General features: G+C 69.7%; 14 protein-coding genes. 9 read left to right on the forward strand and 5 right to left on the reverse strand.

Annotated elements, in window-relative coordinates; all coding sequences use genetic code 11:
• The 3 genes from QHF85_RS07425 (at position 1) to QHF85_RS07435 (ending at position 3549) form a co-directional block, all read left to right on the forward strand.
• Positions 1-1344, forward strand: a complete 1344-nt coding sequence (locus QHF85_RS07425; protein ID WP_281326367.1) for a PQQ-binding-like beta-propeller repeat protein — start codon at positions 1-3, stop codon at positions 1342-1344.
• Positions 1345-1517: 173 nt separating this feature from the next.
• Positions 1518-2990 carry a PPC domain-containing protein gene (locus QHF85_RS07430; protein WP_281326368.1) on the forward strand — a complete coding sequence of 491 codons (1473 nt, stop codon included), beginning with the start codon at positions 1518-1520 and terminating at the stop codon, positions 2988-2990.
• A gap of 67 nt (positions 2991-3057) precedes the next feature.
• Positions 3058-3549: a hypothetical protein gene (locus QHF85_RS07435; protein WP_281326369.1), complete on the forward strand. Its 492-nt coding sequence runs from the start codon at positions 3058-3060 to the stop codon at positions 3547-3549.
• 1 nt (position 3550) lies between these two features.
• On the opposite strand, the gene QHF85_RS07440 is transcribed toward QHF85_RS07435, so the two are convergent.
• Both QHF85_RS07440 and ppk2 read right to left on the reverse strand, forming a co-directional pair.
• Complete coding sequence (locus QHF85_RS07440; protein WP_281326370.1) at positions 3551-3994, reverse strand: hypothetical protein; 444 nt, start codon at positions 3992-3994, stop codon at positions 3551-3553.
• A gap of 747 nt (positions 3995-4741) precedes the next feature.
• Entirely contained in the window at positions 4742-5596 is an 855-nt protein-coding gene (ppk2, locus tag QHF85_RS07445; protein ID WP_348652721.1) for a polyphosphate kinase 2, read from the reverse strand.
• 197 nt (positions 5597-5793) lie between these two features.
• On the opposite strand from ppk2, the gene QHF85_RS07450 reads away from it, so the two are divergent.
• Both QHF85_RS07450 and QHF85_RS07455 read left to right on the forward strand, forming a co-directional pair.
• Positions 5794-6180, forward strand: a complete 387-nt coding sequence (locus QHF85_RS07450) for a hypothetical protein (RefSeq protein ID WP_281326372.1) — start codon at positions 5794-5796, stop codon at positions 6178-6180.
• Between the two features lie 94 nt (positions 6181-6274).
• On the forward strand, positions 6275-8503 hold the full coding sequence (locus QHF85_RS07455) for an ATP-binding protein (RefSeq protein ID WP_281326373.1): 2229 nt from the start codon (positions 6275-6277) through the stop codon (positions 8501-8503).
• Here QHF85_RS07455 and QHF85_RS07460 read toward each other — a convergent pair.
• The gene (locus QHF85_RS07460) at positions 8466-10133 is read right to left on the reverse strand and encodes an IgGFc-binding protein (RefSeq protein ID WP_281326374.1); all 1668 of its coding nucleotides are present in this window, start codon (positions 10131-10133) and stop codon (positions 8466-8468) included. The two genes, QHF85_RS07455 and QHF85_RS07460, sit on opposite strands and share 38 nt — an antisense overlap.
• A gap of 118 nt (positions 10134-10251) precedes the next feature.
• Here QHF85_RS07460 and QHF85_RS07465 point away from each other — a divergent pair, with 118 nt between their 5' ends.
• Positions 10252-12021 carry a C25 family cysteine peptidase gene (locus QHF85_RS07465; protein WP_281326375.1) on the forward strand — a complete coding sequence of 590 codons (1770 nt, stop codon included), beginning with the start codon at positions 10252-10254 and terminating at the stop codon, positions 12019-12021.
• 7 nt (positions 12022-12028) lie between these two features.
• Here QHF85_RS07465 and QHF85_RS07470 read toward each other — a convergent pair whose 3' ends face one another.
• Both QHF85_RS07470 and QHF85_RS07475 read right to left on the reverse strand, forming a co-directional pair.
• The gene (locus tag QHF85_RS07470) at positions 12029-12841 is read right to left on the reverse strand and encodes a hypothetical protein (RefSeq protein WP_281326376.1); all 813 of its coding nucleotides are present in this window, start codon (positions 12839-12841) and stop codon (positions 12029-12031) included.
• Between the two features lie 120 nt (positions 12842-12961).
• The gene (locus QHF85_RS07475) at positions 12962-13768 is read right to left on the reverse strand and encodes a CPBP family glutamic-type intramembrane protease (RefSeq protein ID WP_281326377.1); all 807 of its coding nucleotides are present in this window, start codon (positions 13766-13768) and stop codon (positions 12962-12964) included.
• A 164-nt stretch (positions 13769-13932) separates the two neighbouring features.
• Between QHF85_RS07475 and QHF85_RS07480 the strand changes: the two genes are divergently transcribed.
• The 3 genes from QHF85_RS07480 to QHF85_RS07490 form a co-directional block, all read left to right on the forward strand.
• A complete protein-coding gene (locus QHF85_RS07480) occupies positions 13933-14328 on the forward strand; it encodes a polymer-forming cytoskeletal protein (protein WP_281326378.1) in 396 nt (131 codons plus the stop codon).
• Between the two features lie 57 nt (positions 14329-14385).
• Positions 14386-14700, forward strand: coding sequence for a polymer-forming cytoskeletal protein (locus tag QHF85_RS07485; RefSeq protein ID WP_272418381.1), 315 nt, complete (start codon positions 14386-14388; stop codon positions 14698-14700).
• Between the two features lie 4 nt (positions 14701-14704).
• On the forward strand, positions 14705-15215 hold a 511-nt coding region (locus tag QHF85_RS07490; protein ID WP_281326379.1), incomplete at its 3' end, for a polymer-forming cytoskeletal protein.

Genomic DNA, 15215 nt, shown 5'->3' on the forward strand with positions numbered 1-15215 from the left:
ATGCCTCGTCTGCCCCTCACCGCGCCCGAGCTCCTCTTTTCGAGCCAGGCCCCGCGCCCGTGGTCGGGGTTTCTGGAGCGGCCCGTCGTCGCCGAGCAGGGCGTGTTGCTCGCGGGCGACGACGCCTCCGCCGTATGCATGGACGCCGCGACCGGGCGCGCGATCTACACGGTCCACGTACCGCTCGAAGCCACCGACGCCTACACCGGACTCCCGATCCCCTGGAGCGACGGCCGGGCGCTCGTGCCGGTCTACCAGAAAGACGCCTCCCTCAAGGTCTACGACGTGAGCCCCGCGGGGGCCATCGCCCTCGTCGATTCGCCCGGCGCCGAGGAGGAGGCGCGCGGCAACGACATGCGCATCGTCGCGAACGACGGCAGCTGCAAGCTCTTCCTGATGCCCCTCGCCCGCGCGGCCGACGACCATTACATCGTTTCCTGGCTCTACCGCCAGGTCAGGTTTTACCGGACCGAATGCCGCTCCTTCGCGCGTGGCCTTCGCTGGGGCAGCGAGGAGGCCCTGCTCGCCACGACCGCGGACGTCGCGCTCGGCGTGACCGCGCCCGTGCGCGGGACCGACGATCGGGGGACGCTCGTGGCCCGGTCGATCACGGATGGAAAGGTCCTCTGGTCGCTCGGCGCGCGCAGCCGCACCGTCGCCGGGGCCGGCGCGGGCATGTTTTTCCTCCTCGATCGATCGGCCCGCGTCTCCGAGGACGCCGCGCGCAAGATCGCGCGCGACGAGGAGCTGCTCGAAGCGCTCGCCGAGGAGCCGGCGCTCATGGGAGAGGCCCTCGACTCGCTCCTGCGCAGCTTGCTCGCGCAGCGCCCCGTCCGCGCGCCCTCGCGGATCGCCGCGATCGACGCCGCGACGGGGATCGTCCGCTGGGAGGCGCAGGTGCCCGGCGACGTCGTCTCGATTGGGGGACCGGGCGGCGGCGTGCTCGCGGTCGTGGGCGTGGAGGGCACGGCCGCGCATCTCTATCGTTTCGACGCCGAGACGGGGGAGGCGCGGGGCGCCTCGTCGCTCGGCGCTGGCTGGCCCGGCTCGCCCCTCGATCCGTGGAGCGGCCGCCTCTCGTTCGAGCTCTGGTCGACTGAAATGCCGGCGATCGTCGCGGTGGACGAGCACGCCATTGCCTGGTCGAGCCCCGAGGCTCTTTTCGTCGAGCGCCTCGAAGAGCCGTTCACGCGCCTCTGGCGCTGGACCTTGCCGGCCCCTTGCCGCGCCTTTCGCCCGCGGGTCCTCGACCGCGTCCTCAACGAGCCGGCCATCAGCGTCGGCGATGGCCGCATCTACCTCCGCGACGGCTGGAGCCTCTGGGGCATCGGCGAGCGTCGGTAGCGCCGCCGACGTTCTTGTGCGATTCGGAGGCAATCGCCGCGCCGGAGGCCGGAAAATCCGCCAACGCTCCCATTTATCCGCGGGCAAACGCGCGTTCCAGCTTGATCGGGCTGCACGCTCGAATCACGTTCGTTTTCATCCGGGGGGGAACTTCAAACCGGGTGATGAAACACATGATTGCACGCCGTGAATGGTCTTACTTCGTCGTCATGGCCCTCGCCGCCATGACGCACGGTTGTCAGGGAGAACAGGGCGAGACCGGAATGGACGACGCGGCCGACTCCACCGCGTCCGAGGCCGATACGTCGGCCGATTCCGAGGACACCGAGCCTGCCGACGTGAGCGACGAGGCCGCGCTCCCCGCTGCGGGGAGCCTGCCCGAGGCGCTCGGCTCTGCGTGGCCCGGCGCCTCCAGCCTCGAGCCGAACGAAGCGAGCGTGACCGCCAAGGACGCGCCGCTCGGCGTCACGAACAACCTCTCCATCACCAAGGGCGATGAAGATTGGTACCGTGTCGTCGTGCCCGCGCGCACCGTCGCGCGCGTCGGCATCGAGATGAACCACGCCGCCGGGGACCTGGATCTCGTGGCGTATGATGCGCAGGGACGCCTGCTCGGCTCCCGCAACGGCGCCGAGTACCCCTACACGTTCCGCGGCCAGGAGACGAACACCGAATATTATGGCTTTTATTCCGAAGACGGCGGCGCGGTGTATTACGTGCGCGTCCTCGGTCACGCTGGCGCGACGAACAAGTACAGCCTGCGCGTCGACCATTATTCTTACGTCGACGGCCAGACCTGCACGGGCGCCGGTTTTTCCCTCGCCGATTGCGATGGGCGCGGCAGCAGCGGCAGCGGCCTGATTCCGTTCCCGTTCCCGGATCCTTCCGACTCCCTCGGGAACGCTTACAACTTCGCCTCGTACTCCAATTATCGCTTCGCGCGGCGCGAGCTCGTCATGCTCGTGCGCCACGCCCTCGCCGAGACGCGCGAGGCCTTCCCGGGCACGAAGCCGCTCTCGCTCATCGACATCTGCCAGATGGACGGCGTCACGCCGGGGTATGACATCGGCGATCCGCGCCATCCGCAGAGCACGCATGATCAGGGCGGCAACATCGACATCGCGTACTTCCAGACCGACGGGGCGAACGATGCCGAGATCGTCTGCAACGACGGCGCGAGCCACGCCGACGGGTATTGCACGTCCGCCGCGGCGAAGAAGCACATCGTCGACCTGCCCCGCCAGGCCTTCTTCATGGCCAAGCTCTTCGCTTCGTCGCGCACGCGTGTCATCGGCACGGACACCGTCCTCGCGCCCCTCATCCGCGGCGCCGCGCAAGCGCTCGCGGCCTTGCCCGCCGGGGATCGCCGCAAGATCAGCCAGTCCGAGCTCAGCGCGTTCTCGAACCGCCTCGCGTATGGTTCGGGCTGGCCGTACCACCACCACCACATTCACCTCAGCCTGCAATGGCTGAACCAGGGGAATGCGCGTGCGGGTGAGGCCACGGCGCTCTCGGCGCCCGCGCCGTTCCTGGGGCCTGGGGCGCAGGACGCCGAAGGCGATCCGAAGCCCCAGATGTCGAACAGCATGCAGGCGCCTGGCGAGGCCGTCGATTCGCTCGACATGGCCTGGCCGCCGCGCCCCTGAGGCGCGCCGGGTCGCAGAGGCGCGGCGGGGGCTTTTCTTTCGCCCGCGCCTCTGCGATCCTCCTTTCGTGCCCGATGCCCGCATTCCCCTCACCGCCGAGGATCGCCTCCTCGTCTCGACCCAGCTCGCGAGCCGCCGCTCCGTGGCGAACCGGTTCGCGACGATCGCGGCGATCGCGACCACCCTTTTCCTCCTGAAATTGGCCCTGAGCGCGCGCGGCGACAAGGGACCCGCCCTCGTCGGCCTCGGGATCGCCATGGTGATCGCGATCGGCCTGCTCGTCTGGTATTTCGGCTATCGCCTCGTCTTCCTCATCGCCGCGGACCTCGCCGCGGGGGAGAAGCAGACGATCACGGGCAAGATCGACGACATTTCGAGTGTCGGCAATGCGTACGGCGAGACGATCACGTACGTCACGGTGGGCGGCGAGAAATTCATGACGCGCGGCCGTTTCTTCGACACCTGCCGCGGCGGCGAGCCCGTCGCGCTGGAGATCCTGCCGCGCTCGCGCGTGGCCATCCGCGGTCGCGTGCTCGACGCCGCTCGCGCGCCGGCCTGATTCAGCTTTTTTCCTGGTCGTCGTCGCCGAGCGCGCGCCAGCGGGCGAGATCACGCGCGCCGACGATGTTCTTGTAGCCGAGGAAGCAGAGCACGCCCGAGAGCAGGAGCGTGCCGAGCGCGCCGACGTGGAAGTGCTCCACGATCGAGAACAGCCCGGGCAGGCCCGTCAGCGCGCCGAGCGCCACCGACGTCGCGCCCCAGCCGAGGCTCGGCTTGCCGCGCCCGAGGTGCACGAGGTTCTTCACGATGACGAGCACCATCGCGCCCCAGACGATGAGGTGCACGACGACGAGGACGATGGCGAGGACGAGGAGCGCCTCGAAGAAGCGCTCGAGCTCCCGCCCGTTGCACCCCGGCAAGAGGGCCATCGAGGCCACGAGGGCGGCGAGGGCGGCGGCGCGGCGGGGGTACGAGGAGCCTTCGTGCTTGGTACTTGGGACCATGTTCGTTTGCGGCTCCCACTGAGCAAGAACCGCTCCCGCGACGAACCGGCCCTTTTCCGCGGGAAATTCGCGTTTCCGCGGCGCGCAAAGCGCAAACGCTTGCGCGATCGCCGCGACACGCGGTTCGCACGCGGCGCGTCGTTTCCCTCGACAGACCTGCGTCTAGCGCAATGCGCGACGGAGTGCCCTGGCGTACAATCTCGACGCAAAGGCAAAAAAAGAGCGCCTACTCGACGGCGGGGGGGGGGACCGGAGCAGGCGCTCGCGTAGAGATAGAGCAACCTCTGGGCCAGGCACTTCCTGACCTGAATTCGCGGGGTTGACGCCGCTCGCCTTGCCCGGCCCTTCACCCCTGCAACCACGAGCCGACAACCATGCAGGACCGGAGCTGCGTGCGGGCGCACGCGAGCACGTCGCGAGGGTCTGCCCGACCCGCGCCTCGGGACGTTCCGGCAGATCGGCGGCTGCGGCGCGGACGGATGCGCGAGCGGACGGCGGACGAACGCGTCCACGGGCTCACGCTGCGTCGCCTCGGCTGGCAGCGGACAAAAAAAGAGCGCCTACTCGACGGCGGGGGGGGGGACCGGAGCAGGCGCTCGCGTAGAGATAGAGCAAGCCCTGGGCCAGGCACTTCTCGACCTGAAATCGAGAGGTTGGCGTTCAGGCGGCCCCCTCGGCATCGCATCGGTGAAATTCCCGACGACGAACCTGCATGGGGTGTAGGTGGTCACGCCTACGAACACCGGTTCAGTCGACCTTGGGCGCCGCGCGGTGGAAGCGCATCACGACGTTCGGATCGGGGAGGAGCGAGATGCCCGCGTCTTGTTTGCCCCGGTACTCGAGGATCGACAGCACGTAACGGATGCTCTCGAGCCGCGCCTTCCGCTTGTTGTTGGCCTGCACGATGATCCACGGGCTGAAGCTCGTGTGCGTCCGGCCAAACATCATCTCCTTGTACCGCGTGTAGCCGTCCCAGAGCGCCTCGGCCTTGCCGTCGAGAGGCGAGAGCTTCCATTGCTTGAGCGGGTTCTTGCGCCGCGCCTCGATCCGCGCGCTCTGGATCCCCTTCGAGATCGAGAACCAGAACTTCACGAGCACGACGCCGTCCTCGACGAGCATGTGCTCGAACTCGGGCACCTGGCGCATGAAGCGTTCGTATTGCTCCTGCGTGCAGAACCCGTTCACGGGCTCGACGACGGCGCGGTTGTACCAGCTCCGATCGAAGAACACGATCTCGCCGCGGTTCGGGAGCTGGCGCATGTAGCGCTGGAAATACCATTGCCCCGTCTCCTCGTCCGTCGGCTTCGGCAGCGCCACCACGCGCATCGCCCGCGGGTTCAGGTATTCGGTGAATCGCCGGATCGTGCCACCCTTGCCCGCCGCGTCGCGCCCCTCGAACACGATCGCGATCCGCCTGCCCTCCTCCTGCACCCAGCGCTGCATCTTCACGAGCTCGACCTGCAGCTTCTCCAGCTCGTTCTCGTAATCGACGGCCGCCTTGATGCGCCGGGCGTCCACGCTCTTCGAGCGCAAGAGCTGGATGAATTCGCGCGACGAGTGCAAATCGGAGAGCTCTTCGAGCGAGAGGACGGACTCCGGCATGCTCGCGGTCGGCAGGTCGTGGAGCGCCTGCGTCACGGGATCCACTTCGCATGACACCCCGGGCGGATGAGTCCGTCCGCCGCCCTGCGATTCGCGCGCCTCTCGCTCGCTTCGTTTGCCTCTGCCGGTGGATTCCAAGGACATGCGCACCTCGCCTCGCCTTGGTGGTCCTGGGGGCAAATGCTACCCATCGAAAGGTGAGCTGGCGCGTCGTGTTGTTCAATTTCGACGGTCACCCGCCGCCCGACGAGCTCCGCCTGGGCTTGCGGCCGCGGCCCATGGGTCCGCCCGCGTATGTGCGCGACTCGATCTCGTCGCTGCTCTGCGACGTCGACTGGTCCGATCCGTCCCGGGCTATCTTCGACGAAGGCGAATACACGATGTGGTTCGCTTTGCCCGCCGGCGACGTCGTCGATCGGGTCGAGGTCGAGGTCGCCGGTGGAGGGAACCCCGTGCCCGTGCTCTCGCACCTGTGCCAGGTGAACGGCTGGTTCGCCTACGACGTGGGCGAGCGCGTCTTTCTCGATCCGGAAGAGCCGCGCGCGAGCGGATGGGAAGCGCGCCTCTGCATGCCAAAGGACTGACGCGCTCGTTCGCACGAAAACGCCGCGTCAATCGTCGCCGTCGTGCGCCTGCTTGACGCCGCGTCGAAATGCAATGACCCTGAGGGCGGCCGCCATGCCGGATGAGGACCCGGAAGCCCCGCTCGAATCGCTGGAGCGCGAGATCGAGCATCTGCGACGGGAAACCCCGCGTTTGCTCGGCGCGCACCCCGACGGTTCCTCCGTTTCGGACGGAGGCGAGCCACCGAGCGCGGCGAGCCTGCTCCCGATCGCCGAGGCGTTGCCGCACCTCGTGTGGATATGGGGCGCGGACGGACCTGAATATTACAATCGTCGATTCATGGAATATACCGGCCGGACCATCGAGACCGGACGGAAGGTGAGCTGGCTCGAGCACGTTCATCCCGACGATCGCGAGAGGGCGGCGTGCGCGTTCGCGCGGTGCCAGCAGACGGGCGACATTTACGAGTGCGAGGAGCGGGTGCGCGGGGTGAACGGCCAGTATCGCTGGTTCCTCTCGCGCGCCTGGCCCCTGCTCGCCACGACCGGGCGGCCCGAGCAATGGTTCGGCACGCTCACGGACATCGACGAGCACAAGCGCCACGAGGCGGCCCTCGCGAGCCTCTATGAAGCGGCGGAGCGCGAACGGAGGCGTATCGAGCGGCTCCAGGCGTTCACTGCGAAGCTCTCGGCCGCGCGCACGATCCGCGAGGTGATCGGCGCCATCGTGACCGAGGGGCGCGCGGCGTTCGGGGCCGCGCGCGGCGTGTTCGCGAAGGTCGTGGCCGAAGAGGAGGCCCTCGAAATCGTGCAAATGGACGGCTGGCCCGAGCCGATGCGCGCGCACTGGCTCGGCCGGCGTTTGCCGCTCGCGTCGCCGCTGCCGCTGACCGACGCCGTGCGCATCGACATGCCGATCTGGTTCGACGATCGGGCGGCCCTCGAATTGCGTTATCCCGGATTCGCGCGGCGCGTCTTCGACGCGGAGGCCCTGCTCGTCTTGCCGATCCGGGCGTGCGGAGGCCACGCCGGGGCGCTCGGGCTCCTGTACGACGCGCCGGTGCGGTTCACGGACGACGACGATCGCCGCGAAATGCAGACCTTCGCGCGCCTCGCGGGGCAGGCGCTCGAGCGGGGCCAGCTCTTCGATACGGCCAAGGCCGAAATGCGGCGCGCCGAGGAGGCGAACCACGCGAAGGATCTTTTCCTGGGCATGATGAGCCACGAATTGCGCACGCCGCTCACCGCCATCCTCGGCTGGGCGACGATCCTGCGCGGGAGATTGCCGCCGCCGGAGACGCTGGCAAAGGCGCTGCAGGTGATCGAGCGCAATGCGCGGGCCCAGGCGCAGCTCATCGACGATCTGCTCGACGTGACGAGGATCCTCGCGGGATCGATGCGAATCGAGGTGGAGGACGTCGACCCGATCGCCGTGATGGACGCGGCGATCGACGTCGTACGGCCCGCGGCGATGGCGAAAGGCGTGGACATCGTCCGGGCCCTCGACGCGAGCGTCGCGCCGCTGCGCGCCGATCCGGCGCGATTGCAGCAGGTCGTGTGGAACTTGCTCTCGAATGCGGTGAAATTCACGCCCGCGGGCGGGCAGGTGTTCGTCTCGCTCCTCGGCGACGACAACCACGTCGAGCTCGCCGTGGAGGACACGGGCAAAGGCATCCCGGCCGCGTTCTTGCCGCACGTCTTCGAGCCGTTTCGCCAGGCGGACATGGGAACGACGCGCGCGTTCGGCGGCCTCGGGCTCGGGCTCGCGATCGTGCGCCACCTCGTCGAATTGCACGGGGGCGTGATCGAGGTGACGAGCCATGGCGAAGGCAAGGGCGCGCGTTTCGTGGTCCGCTTGCCGCGAAAGCAGGATTCGTTCGTCGCGTCGCCGGACGGGTCGTCCGCATTTCAGGGCCTCGGTCCGGTCAGGGGTCCGAGCCTCGACGGCCACCGCATCCTGGTGATCGACGACGAGGCGGATGTGCTCGAAATGCTCGCGGCGTACCTGTCGAGCCGCGGCGCCACGGTTTTGGTGGCCGGCAGCGCCGCCGAGGGGCTCGGCAAAATCAAGGAATCGCGGCCCGACGTGGTCGTGTGCGACATCGGCATGCCGGGGCAGGACGGGTACCATTTCATCGAGGAGCTGCGCAGCTCGTCGCCCGCGGAGGGGAGCACGACGCCGGTCGTCGCGCTCACGGCGTACGCGCGTCCGGAGGACCGGACGCGCGCGCTCTTGCATGGATTCGACACGCACGTGGCGAAGCCGCTCGATCCGGTCGAGCTCGCGGCCGTGATCGAGCGGCTCTCTACTTCAAAGGTGGCTGCGCGATCTCGCGCAGGTTGAGCCCGCCGGGGTACTGATAACTCGTGTACGTCCCGTATCCCATGACCTGAATGCCCACGGGCAGGCTCGCCTCGAGCACGTGCGCGCCTCCGCCGGCGTTCGAGAGCGGCAAGCGTATGATGCCGAAGCCGGAGCTCAGGGGCTTCGGATTGACGGACAGCGTCATCCCGTCGAGCGTGAGCGTCGCCGTGAGGGGCATGATCACGTCGGCGTAGCTCGCATCGTAATCGGCGGGCGCGAGGAACACGTATTTCTTGCGGAACTGCTCGACCGTGGTGGCGAAGCTCATCGCCGGGTCGCCTTTTTGCTGGTCGACGGGCAGGTTCGGGTAGATGAGCGACGCGCCGATCTGGAACGAGACGACGCCGAATTCGTGGTCACCGACGACCTCGAAATCCTGCGAGACCATGTCGAGCTCGACCATCTCACCGGCCGCGAGCGTGCTCGGCGCGCCGGGCGGGGCGCCGCCGGGGTAGGTGAGGGTCGTGCCGTCGACGTTGCCATAGAGACGCACGACGTGGGCGACGGGCGTGGACGTCGGGGCCGTCGGGACGGTGACGAAATAATGTTTGCCCAGCGTCTCGGCGGGGAAGACGCTCTCTTCGAGGTGATCACACGCCACCGCGTCGTGGGGCATGTTCGTGCAGGAAATGCCGGAGATCACCTGCACGGGGGCCGACGTGGTGACGAGCGTGCCGCTGAAATCGGAGCCCGCGCCGCCGACGACCTGCACGACGTCGCCGCGGTTCAATGCGAGCGTCGCCGTCCCCCCGGGCGGCGTGCTCGGCACGCCCGCGCCGCCGGCGATCGAGGCCGTCGCCGAGAGCTTGATCGTCACGGCGGTATTGTCCGCCAAACCCGTCACGGCGAAATAGGGCGGGAACTCGAAATTGTTCTCCGGGTTGAGCCATGCCGGCGGGCCCATGATGCGATAAGCGCGGGTCTGCGCGGTGCTCGGCAGGAGCAGGGAGGCGTCGTTCGAGTAGGAAAAACACTTCGTGTTGGGGCAGGCGTACGCGGGGCACATCGACCAGTCCTTGCCCGGGGGGCCGCCCTTCGCCGCGTATTCGAGGGCGTTGAACTGGTAGACCGTCACGGGGCGCGTCGAGACGAGGTGATAGGCGCCGCCGTTCACGCGGACGGTCTGGGTCTTGATCGACGGCGTCGCGCAGAGGAACGGCGTGACCGTCGATTTCAGCTCCTCCACCCAGGGCAGATAGATCGTCGACAGGCCGCTCGGCGCGACGTCCGCCGTCGCGATGACCTCGCTGCCCCGGCTCACCGTGACCGAGGCGGGCTCGTCGCCGGCGTTCGCCACGACGACCGCGTAATCGAAGATCCCCCACACGAGGTTGTCGACGACCGTCGGATAGAAATCGCAACCGACGTAGCTCCGCGCCTCGGCGGCCTCGGCACACGTCTTCGGATCCGTGGGCGTTTCGGGCCCGCCGCCCGCTCCGGCCGGATCGAAGCCGGCGGCGCCCCCGCCGCCGCCGCCGCTGCCGCCTGCGCCCCGCGTCGAGGCCGAGGGGCCCGTGGCGGAGCAAGCCGCGCCGAGGATCGTGAGGCCGAGGGCGAGACCCGCGAAGGCGCGCCCGGGGTGGAAATCGAAAGGACCAGGGTGTTTCACGGCCGTGCCCACCATTCCGTGCCCGCGGGGCCTCTCGCGGCCTCGAGCGGCGCACGAGGGCGATCGTATCACGACAGGCCCTTCCCGGGAGGCCGGTTTCCCGGGTAGACTGCCCGTGATGCGCGTTCGTCGTTTCGCACGGATCGGCGTGTTCCTCGGGCTCGTGGGCTGCGGCGCGGCCGACCCGCAGCGCCTTGGCGGCGCCACGAACCATCCTTCCGGTTCGGCGGCCGCGAAGGCACGCGCGGACGTGGATTACATCGCGATAGGTCCTCGCGCGCTGCTCGAAGGGATCGAGCCGCTGCTCGCGCATCGCGAGGGCCGCGGGCTCCGGGTCGCGCGGGTTTTCATCGAGGACCTCGCTCCGAAGGGCGGCAAGCCGCTGTCGCCCGAGCAGATCGCCGGGGTGATCCGGGAGACGGCGTCCCGCGCGGGCAAACGCCTGCGGTTCGTCCTGCTCGTCGGCGACGCGCCGGGTTATGGAGAGTCGCTCGCGGGGGCCACGTTCGTGCCCACGTTTTACCGGCCGAAGCTCGGCTACGAGAATCATGATCACGAGGAGCACGCGTTTTTCACGTCGCACATGAGCGACGAGGACCGCGGCTTCTATCATTACATGGAGGAGATCTACCCGACGGATCACCCGTACGCCCTCGCGCACGTCAATGCGCCCGGACAACCGGACCTGGCAGCCGAACGCTCGCCCACGCCGCTCGCCGTGGGGCGGGTACCGGCGCGGACGCCCTCGGACGCGCTCGGCTTCGCGAAAAAGGTCGTCGAGTACGAGACGGCGCGCCCGCAAGGCGCGTGGCGCCGCAGCATCGCGCTCTTCAGCGGCCCGGCGAATTTCGGCGCCGTGGCCGATTTTCTGATCGAACGAACGATGACGCGGATCCTGGACGACGACGTCCCCTACGACTGGGACGTGGACCTCGTCGTCCCGCAGGCGGGCTCGCCGTATGCATATCCTTTCCCGATGCTCCGGGACCGGCTCGTCGAGCGGCTCGACGCGGGCGCGCTCATCGCCGGCTACGTGGGCCACGGGGCGCCGATGTTCCTCGACGACGCGCGCTTCAACGGCCGCCGGTACAACATCGGCAACATGGCGGATTTCAAGCGCCTGCGCATCGGCGAGGGCAAACCCTTTTTCGTGTCGATCACCTGCAACACGGGGTTTTTCGATCTCCGCAATGACCACCGCTCCGTCGCGGAGGCGCTCGTCATGAATCCGGAGGGCGCGATCGCCGCGTTCGCGTCGAGCCGCGAGAGCCACCCGTACCCGAACGCGCTTTATGGCGAGGCGATCGTCGAGACGTTCGTCGAGGAGCGCGCGCCGACGATCGGAGAGGGCGTGGTGAAGGTGAAACGGAGGATGCGCGAGGGGGAGGTCCCGCTCGCGCCGCTGCTCTTTCAATCGGACCCCGAGGCGCTCGCGGAGGAGCACATGGGCCTCTACAACCTGCTCGGTGATCCGGCGACGGTGCTGCAATACCCGGCAAGCGCCAAGGTGCTACTCGCCTCCGGCCCGGAGCCGCGCGCGCCGGGCGCCGAGGTGGCCATTGCGGTGGAGGCGCCCGGGATCCCGACGGGGACGGCGCTCCTCACGGTCGAGACGAAGCGCAGCGTGGTGCGGACGAAGGTCCTGGGCGAAGCGGAGCTCCGGGCGATGCCGGAGGACGAAGCGTGGGACGTGCTCCGAAAGACCTACGCCGCGGCTTCGGACAAGGTGATCTCGCGCATGGAAGAGGCCGTCACCGGAGGGCGCGCGGCGTTTCGCGTGAAGCTGCCGGCCGAGGCGGGGGAGTATGTGCTCAAGGTGTTCGCCGCGGGCAGCGGGCAGGCGGCCACAGGGCACGCGCGGGTGAAGGTCGCCGCGCCGCCGCGCTGATCGACGTTCACTCCACCTTCACCGTCACCGCCACATCGCGGTTGTCGATCACGCATTGCTCGGACGTGCAGACCGAGAAGTAAAACTTGCCGGCCACGTTCGCGTCGCCGGCGTTTTGCGGGACGAACGGCACGCGCATCACGGCGCGGCTCGCCGACACGCTCACGCCCTCGGCCCGCACGATCGGCGTCGGATACGTGACGCCCGCGGGCGGCGCGCCGAGCTTCATCTTGTACGGATATTCTTGATTGCAGTGGAAATCGCCCTTCGGGACGAGCACCACCTCGACGAAGCCTTGTTGCCCAGCCTTGTACCTGCCCGAGGATTGCATCCACAGGCTGAAGCTCTGCTCGCCGACCTTCGGCGAGACGACCGGCGGCGGCGGAGGCGGCTCGGGCGTGGGCGCAGGGGCCGCGGCGACGGTGGGCGGAGGCTCGGGCGCGGCGGCCGGCGGGGGCGCCGGCGGAGGCTCGGGCGCGGCGCCGGGGGCCTCCGATTTCTTCACGTCCGCATGGGCCTGGCCGGCTGCCTGTGCTTTGGCCGCCTCGGGAGCTTTGGCCGCGCCGGCTTTCGCCTCGCTTTCGGGCGCCTTCGCAGCCGGAGCCTCGGGCGTGGGGGCGGGCTTTTCGGCCGCGGGCGGCGCTGCCTGCGCCTCGGCCTTGGATTCCGGCTGGCTCGTCGGGCGGTCGGGCTCGGCCGTGGGCTCGGCGCCGCCTTCCTTGCAGCCCGCGACGAGGAGACAAGCCGCCGCGACGAGCGCCCCCCGCAAAAGGAAGCCACGCGCGCGCGCCGTCGGTATCGAGCCGTCCGAGAGACCCATACCATTCGAGGTATCCGATCTCCCCGTCCAGGTAAAGCCTCGGGCTCGGATACGGCTCGCACGATTACGACATCCGTCGCCGCTCGCCGCTTTCGCGCCGCATTGCGTTGGACAGCGCCGCTACGCGTCCGCTTTTTCGACCGCTCGCGCCGGAAGTTTCTTCCACGCGGCGATCGCCATTCCAACGGCGACGGCCGCGGCCACGAGCGCCACCACGCCCCGCGCGCGCGGCCCGTCTCCGAGCAGCCCGCTCTTCCACGTCACGTCGACGATCCCGCCGCGCAGCCCCACGCCCGCGAGGAGGATGAAGCCCGCGTGCGCCGCGACCGACGTCCACGCGACCCCGGTGCGCGTCCAGAGCACTGCGAAGAGCGCTCCGAGCGCGGCCGCGAGCACGAGCGCCTCCCACGACGCACCCGGCACGAGCGCGAGCGCCGCGACGCCGGCGAGCACGCCGTACCCGATGCCGAAGCGCGGCCCGAGCCCGGCGCGCGCCGCGACCACGAGCGGCAAACCCCGGTAGAGCAGCTCGTCCCGCGTCGCCACGGCCGCCGCGCGGAGCAGGGCAAACCCGAGCGAGCTCGATGGGCTGCCCACGCTCACCGCGGCAAACCCGAGGACCACGGCCACGAGGAGCGGCACGGCCACGAGCACGAGCGCGACGCCGAGCCCGAGCCCGATCCCACGGAGCGCGCGCGTTCGTGGCTCCTTGCCGGTGCTCGGGTCCGGGTCCCATCGCACGCCGGCGCGGTACGTGCCGAGGTCCACGATGATCGCGCCGACGAGCGCGGCGACGAGCGGATTGCGACCGACGAGGACCTCGGCGAGGCGCACGGCCGCCGCGGTGCCGAGCAGCCACGCGGAGCCCTTGGCGATCTCACGCAAGGCAGAGCGAGGTGCGTCGAGCCGTACGGTCGCGGAAGGCACGGGCCGCATGGTGGCATGTTTCCGCGAGGGACGCTTCGCTTGCCGCGGCGCGCGTGGCCCCGACAGACAGGCGTTGCGGGCCGGATCGCCTTGGAGTAGCTTGCGCGCGCTTTCCGCCCCGCGCGTGTTTCGCCGTGGCGGACGCGAACGTGGAGAAGAGGTCCATGGTCCGAGCGCCGGCGATGCAAGAGAACGATCTCGATACGAGCGGCTCCGTGCTCGGGCGCGGCACGCGCGTGCGTGGACGCGTCGTGGGCGAAGGAGATCTGCGCGTGGAGGGCCAGATCGAGGGCGGCGTGAGCCTCACGGGCGAGCTCTTGATCGACGAGGGCGCCGAGATCAACGGCGACGTCGAGGCCGGGGTCGTGACGATCGCCGGCACCCTGACCGGAGACGTCTCGGCGCGTGGTCCCGTGGCGATCCGCGCGACGGCGAAGGTCTCGGGCAACCTCGGCGGCACCGAGGTGAGCCTCGACGAGGGCGCCGAGTTCTCCGGGCGGATCGAGGCGGATTTCGAGCTGCCGGCCGAGCTTCTGGATGGCCGCGCCGGCGGTCGGTGAAAGTTTTTCCGAGGAACACGAACGTGCTGCGGCGCGCGCGGCGAGGGAGCGTGGAAGGTGGCGGGTACGATCATCGGCAGCGGCATCACGATCGAGGGTGAGATCACCTCCGACGAGGAGGTGGTCGTGGCCGGGACGGTTCGCGGCAAGCTGAGCGTCGACGGCGGCGTGACCGTCGAGGGAGGCGCGGTCGTCGAGGCGGACATCGCGGCCGCCTCGCTCTCGGTCGGCGGAAACGTCACGGGCAACGTGAGCGCCTCGGATCGCGTCGATCTGCTCACCGGCGGGCGCCTCGTCGGCGACGTCAAAGCGGCGCGGTTGACCATCGCAGACGGTGCCTCGTTCAAGGGCAACGTCGACATGGACGTGTAAGCCGATGACGACCCCCTCGACCATCGGCCGCGGGACCACGATCCGCGGCTCCATCCGCGGCGACGGGGACCTCGACCTCCACGGCTTCGTGGAGGGAAGCGTCACCGTCCAGGGAGAGCTCCTCATCGGCGAGACGGCGCTCGTCAAGAGCGACGTCTCCGGCCGCCGCATCATCGTGCGCGGCGCCGTCGCGGGCAACGTGTCGGCGACCGAGCTCGTCGTGCTCGAGCCCGGCGCGCGCGTCGTCGGCGACATCGGCGCGCCGCAGATCGGCATCCGGCCCGGCGCGCTCGTGCGAGGCAACGTCTCGACCGGCGCCCCGCTGCCGGCCCGCGCCCCCCAGCCCGCCGCGGCCGCGCCTGCGCAGGCGGCCCCGCGTGGCCGTGCGGCCGTCCCGGCTCCTGCCGCGGCGCCTGCGCGCCCTGCGCCCGCCCCGGCCCGCGCGCCTGCACCTGCGGCCCGCCCGGCGCCTGCGCCTGCCCCTGCGCGTCCTGCGCCTCGCCCGGCCCCGGCCC

Origin of the sequence: Polyangium sp. 6x1, assembly GCF_029946515.1 — a bacterium.
GTDB lineage: Bacteria > Myxococcota_A > Polyangia > Polyangiales > Polyangiaceae > Polyangium.

Excerpts from the sequence above, each read along its gene's own strand:
- QHF85_RS07425 (WP_281326367.1), top strand. The coding sequence starts at position 1 with ATGCCTCGTCTGCCCCTCACCGCGCCCGAGCTCCTCTTTTCGAGCCAG.
- QHF85_RS07430 (WP_281326368.1), top strand. The coding sequence starts at position 1,518 with ATGATTGCACGCCGTGAATGGTCTTACTTCGTCGTCATGGCCCTCGCC.
- QHF85_RS07440 (WP_281326370.1), bottom strand. The coding sequence starts at position 3,994 with ATGGTCCCAAGTACCAAGCACGAAGGCTCCTCGTACCCCCGCCGCGCC.
- ppk2 (WP_348652721.1), bottom strand. The coding sequence starts at position 5,596 with ATGCCGGAGTCCGTCCTCTCGCTCGAAGAGCTCTCCGATTTGCACTCG.
- QHF85_RS07455 (WP_281326373.1), top strand. The coding sequence starts at position 6,275 with ATGCCGGATGAGGACCCGGAAGCCCCGCTCGAATCGCTGGAGCGCGAG.
- QHF85_RS07465 (WP_281326375.1), top strand. The coding sequence starts at position 10,252 with ATGCGCGTTCGTCGTTTCGCACGGATCGGCGTGTTCCTCGGGCTCGTG.
- QHF85_RS07470 (WP_281326376.1), bottom strand. The coding sequence starts at position 12,841 with ATGGGTCTCTCGGACGGCTCGATACCGACGGCGCGCGCGCGTGGCTTC.
- QHF85_RS07480 (WP_281326378.1), top strand. The coding sequence starts at position 13,933 with ATGGTCCGAGCGCCGGCGATGCAAGAGAACGATCTCGATACGAGCGGC.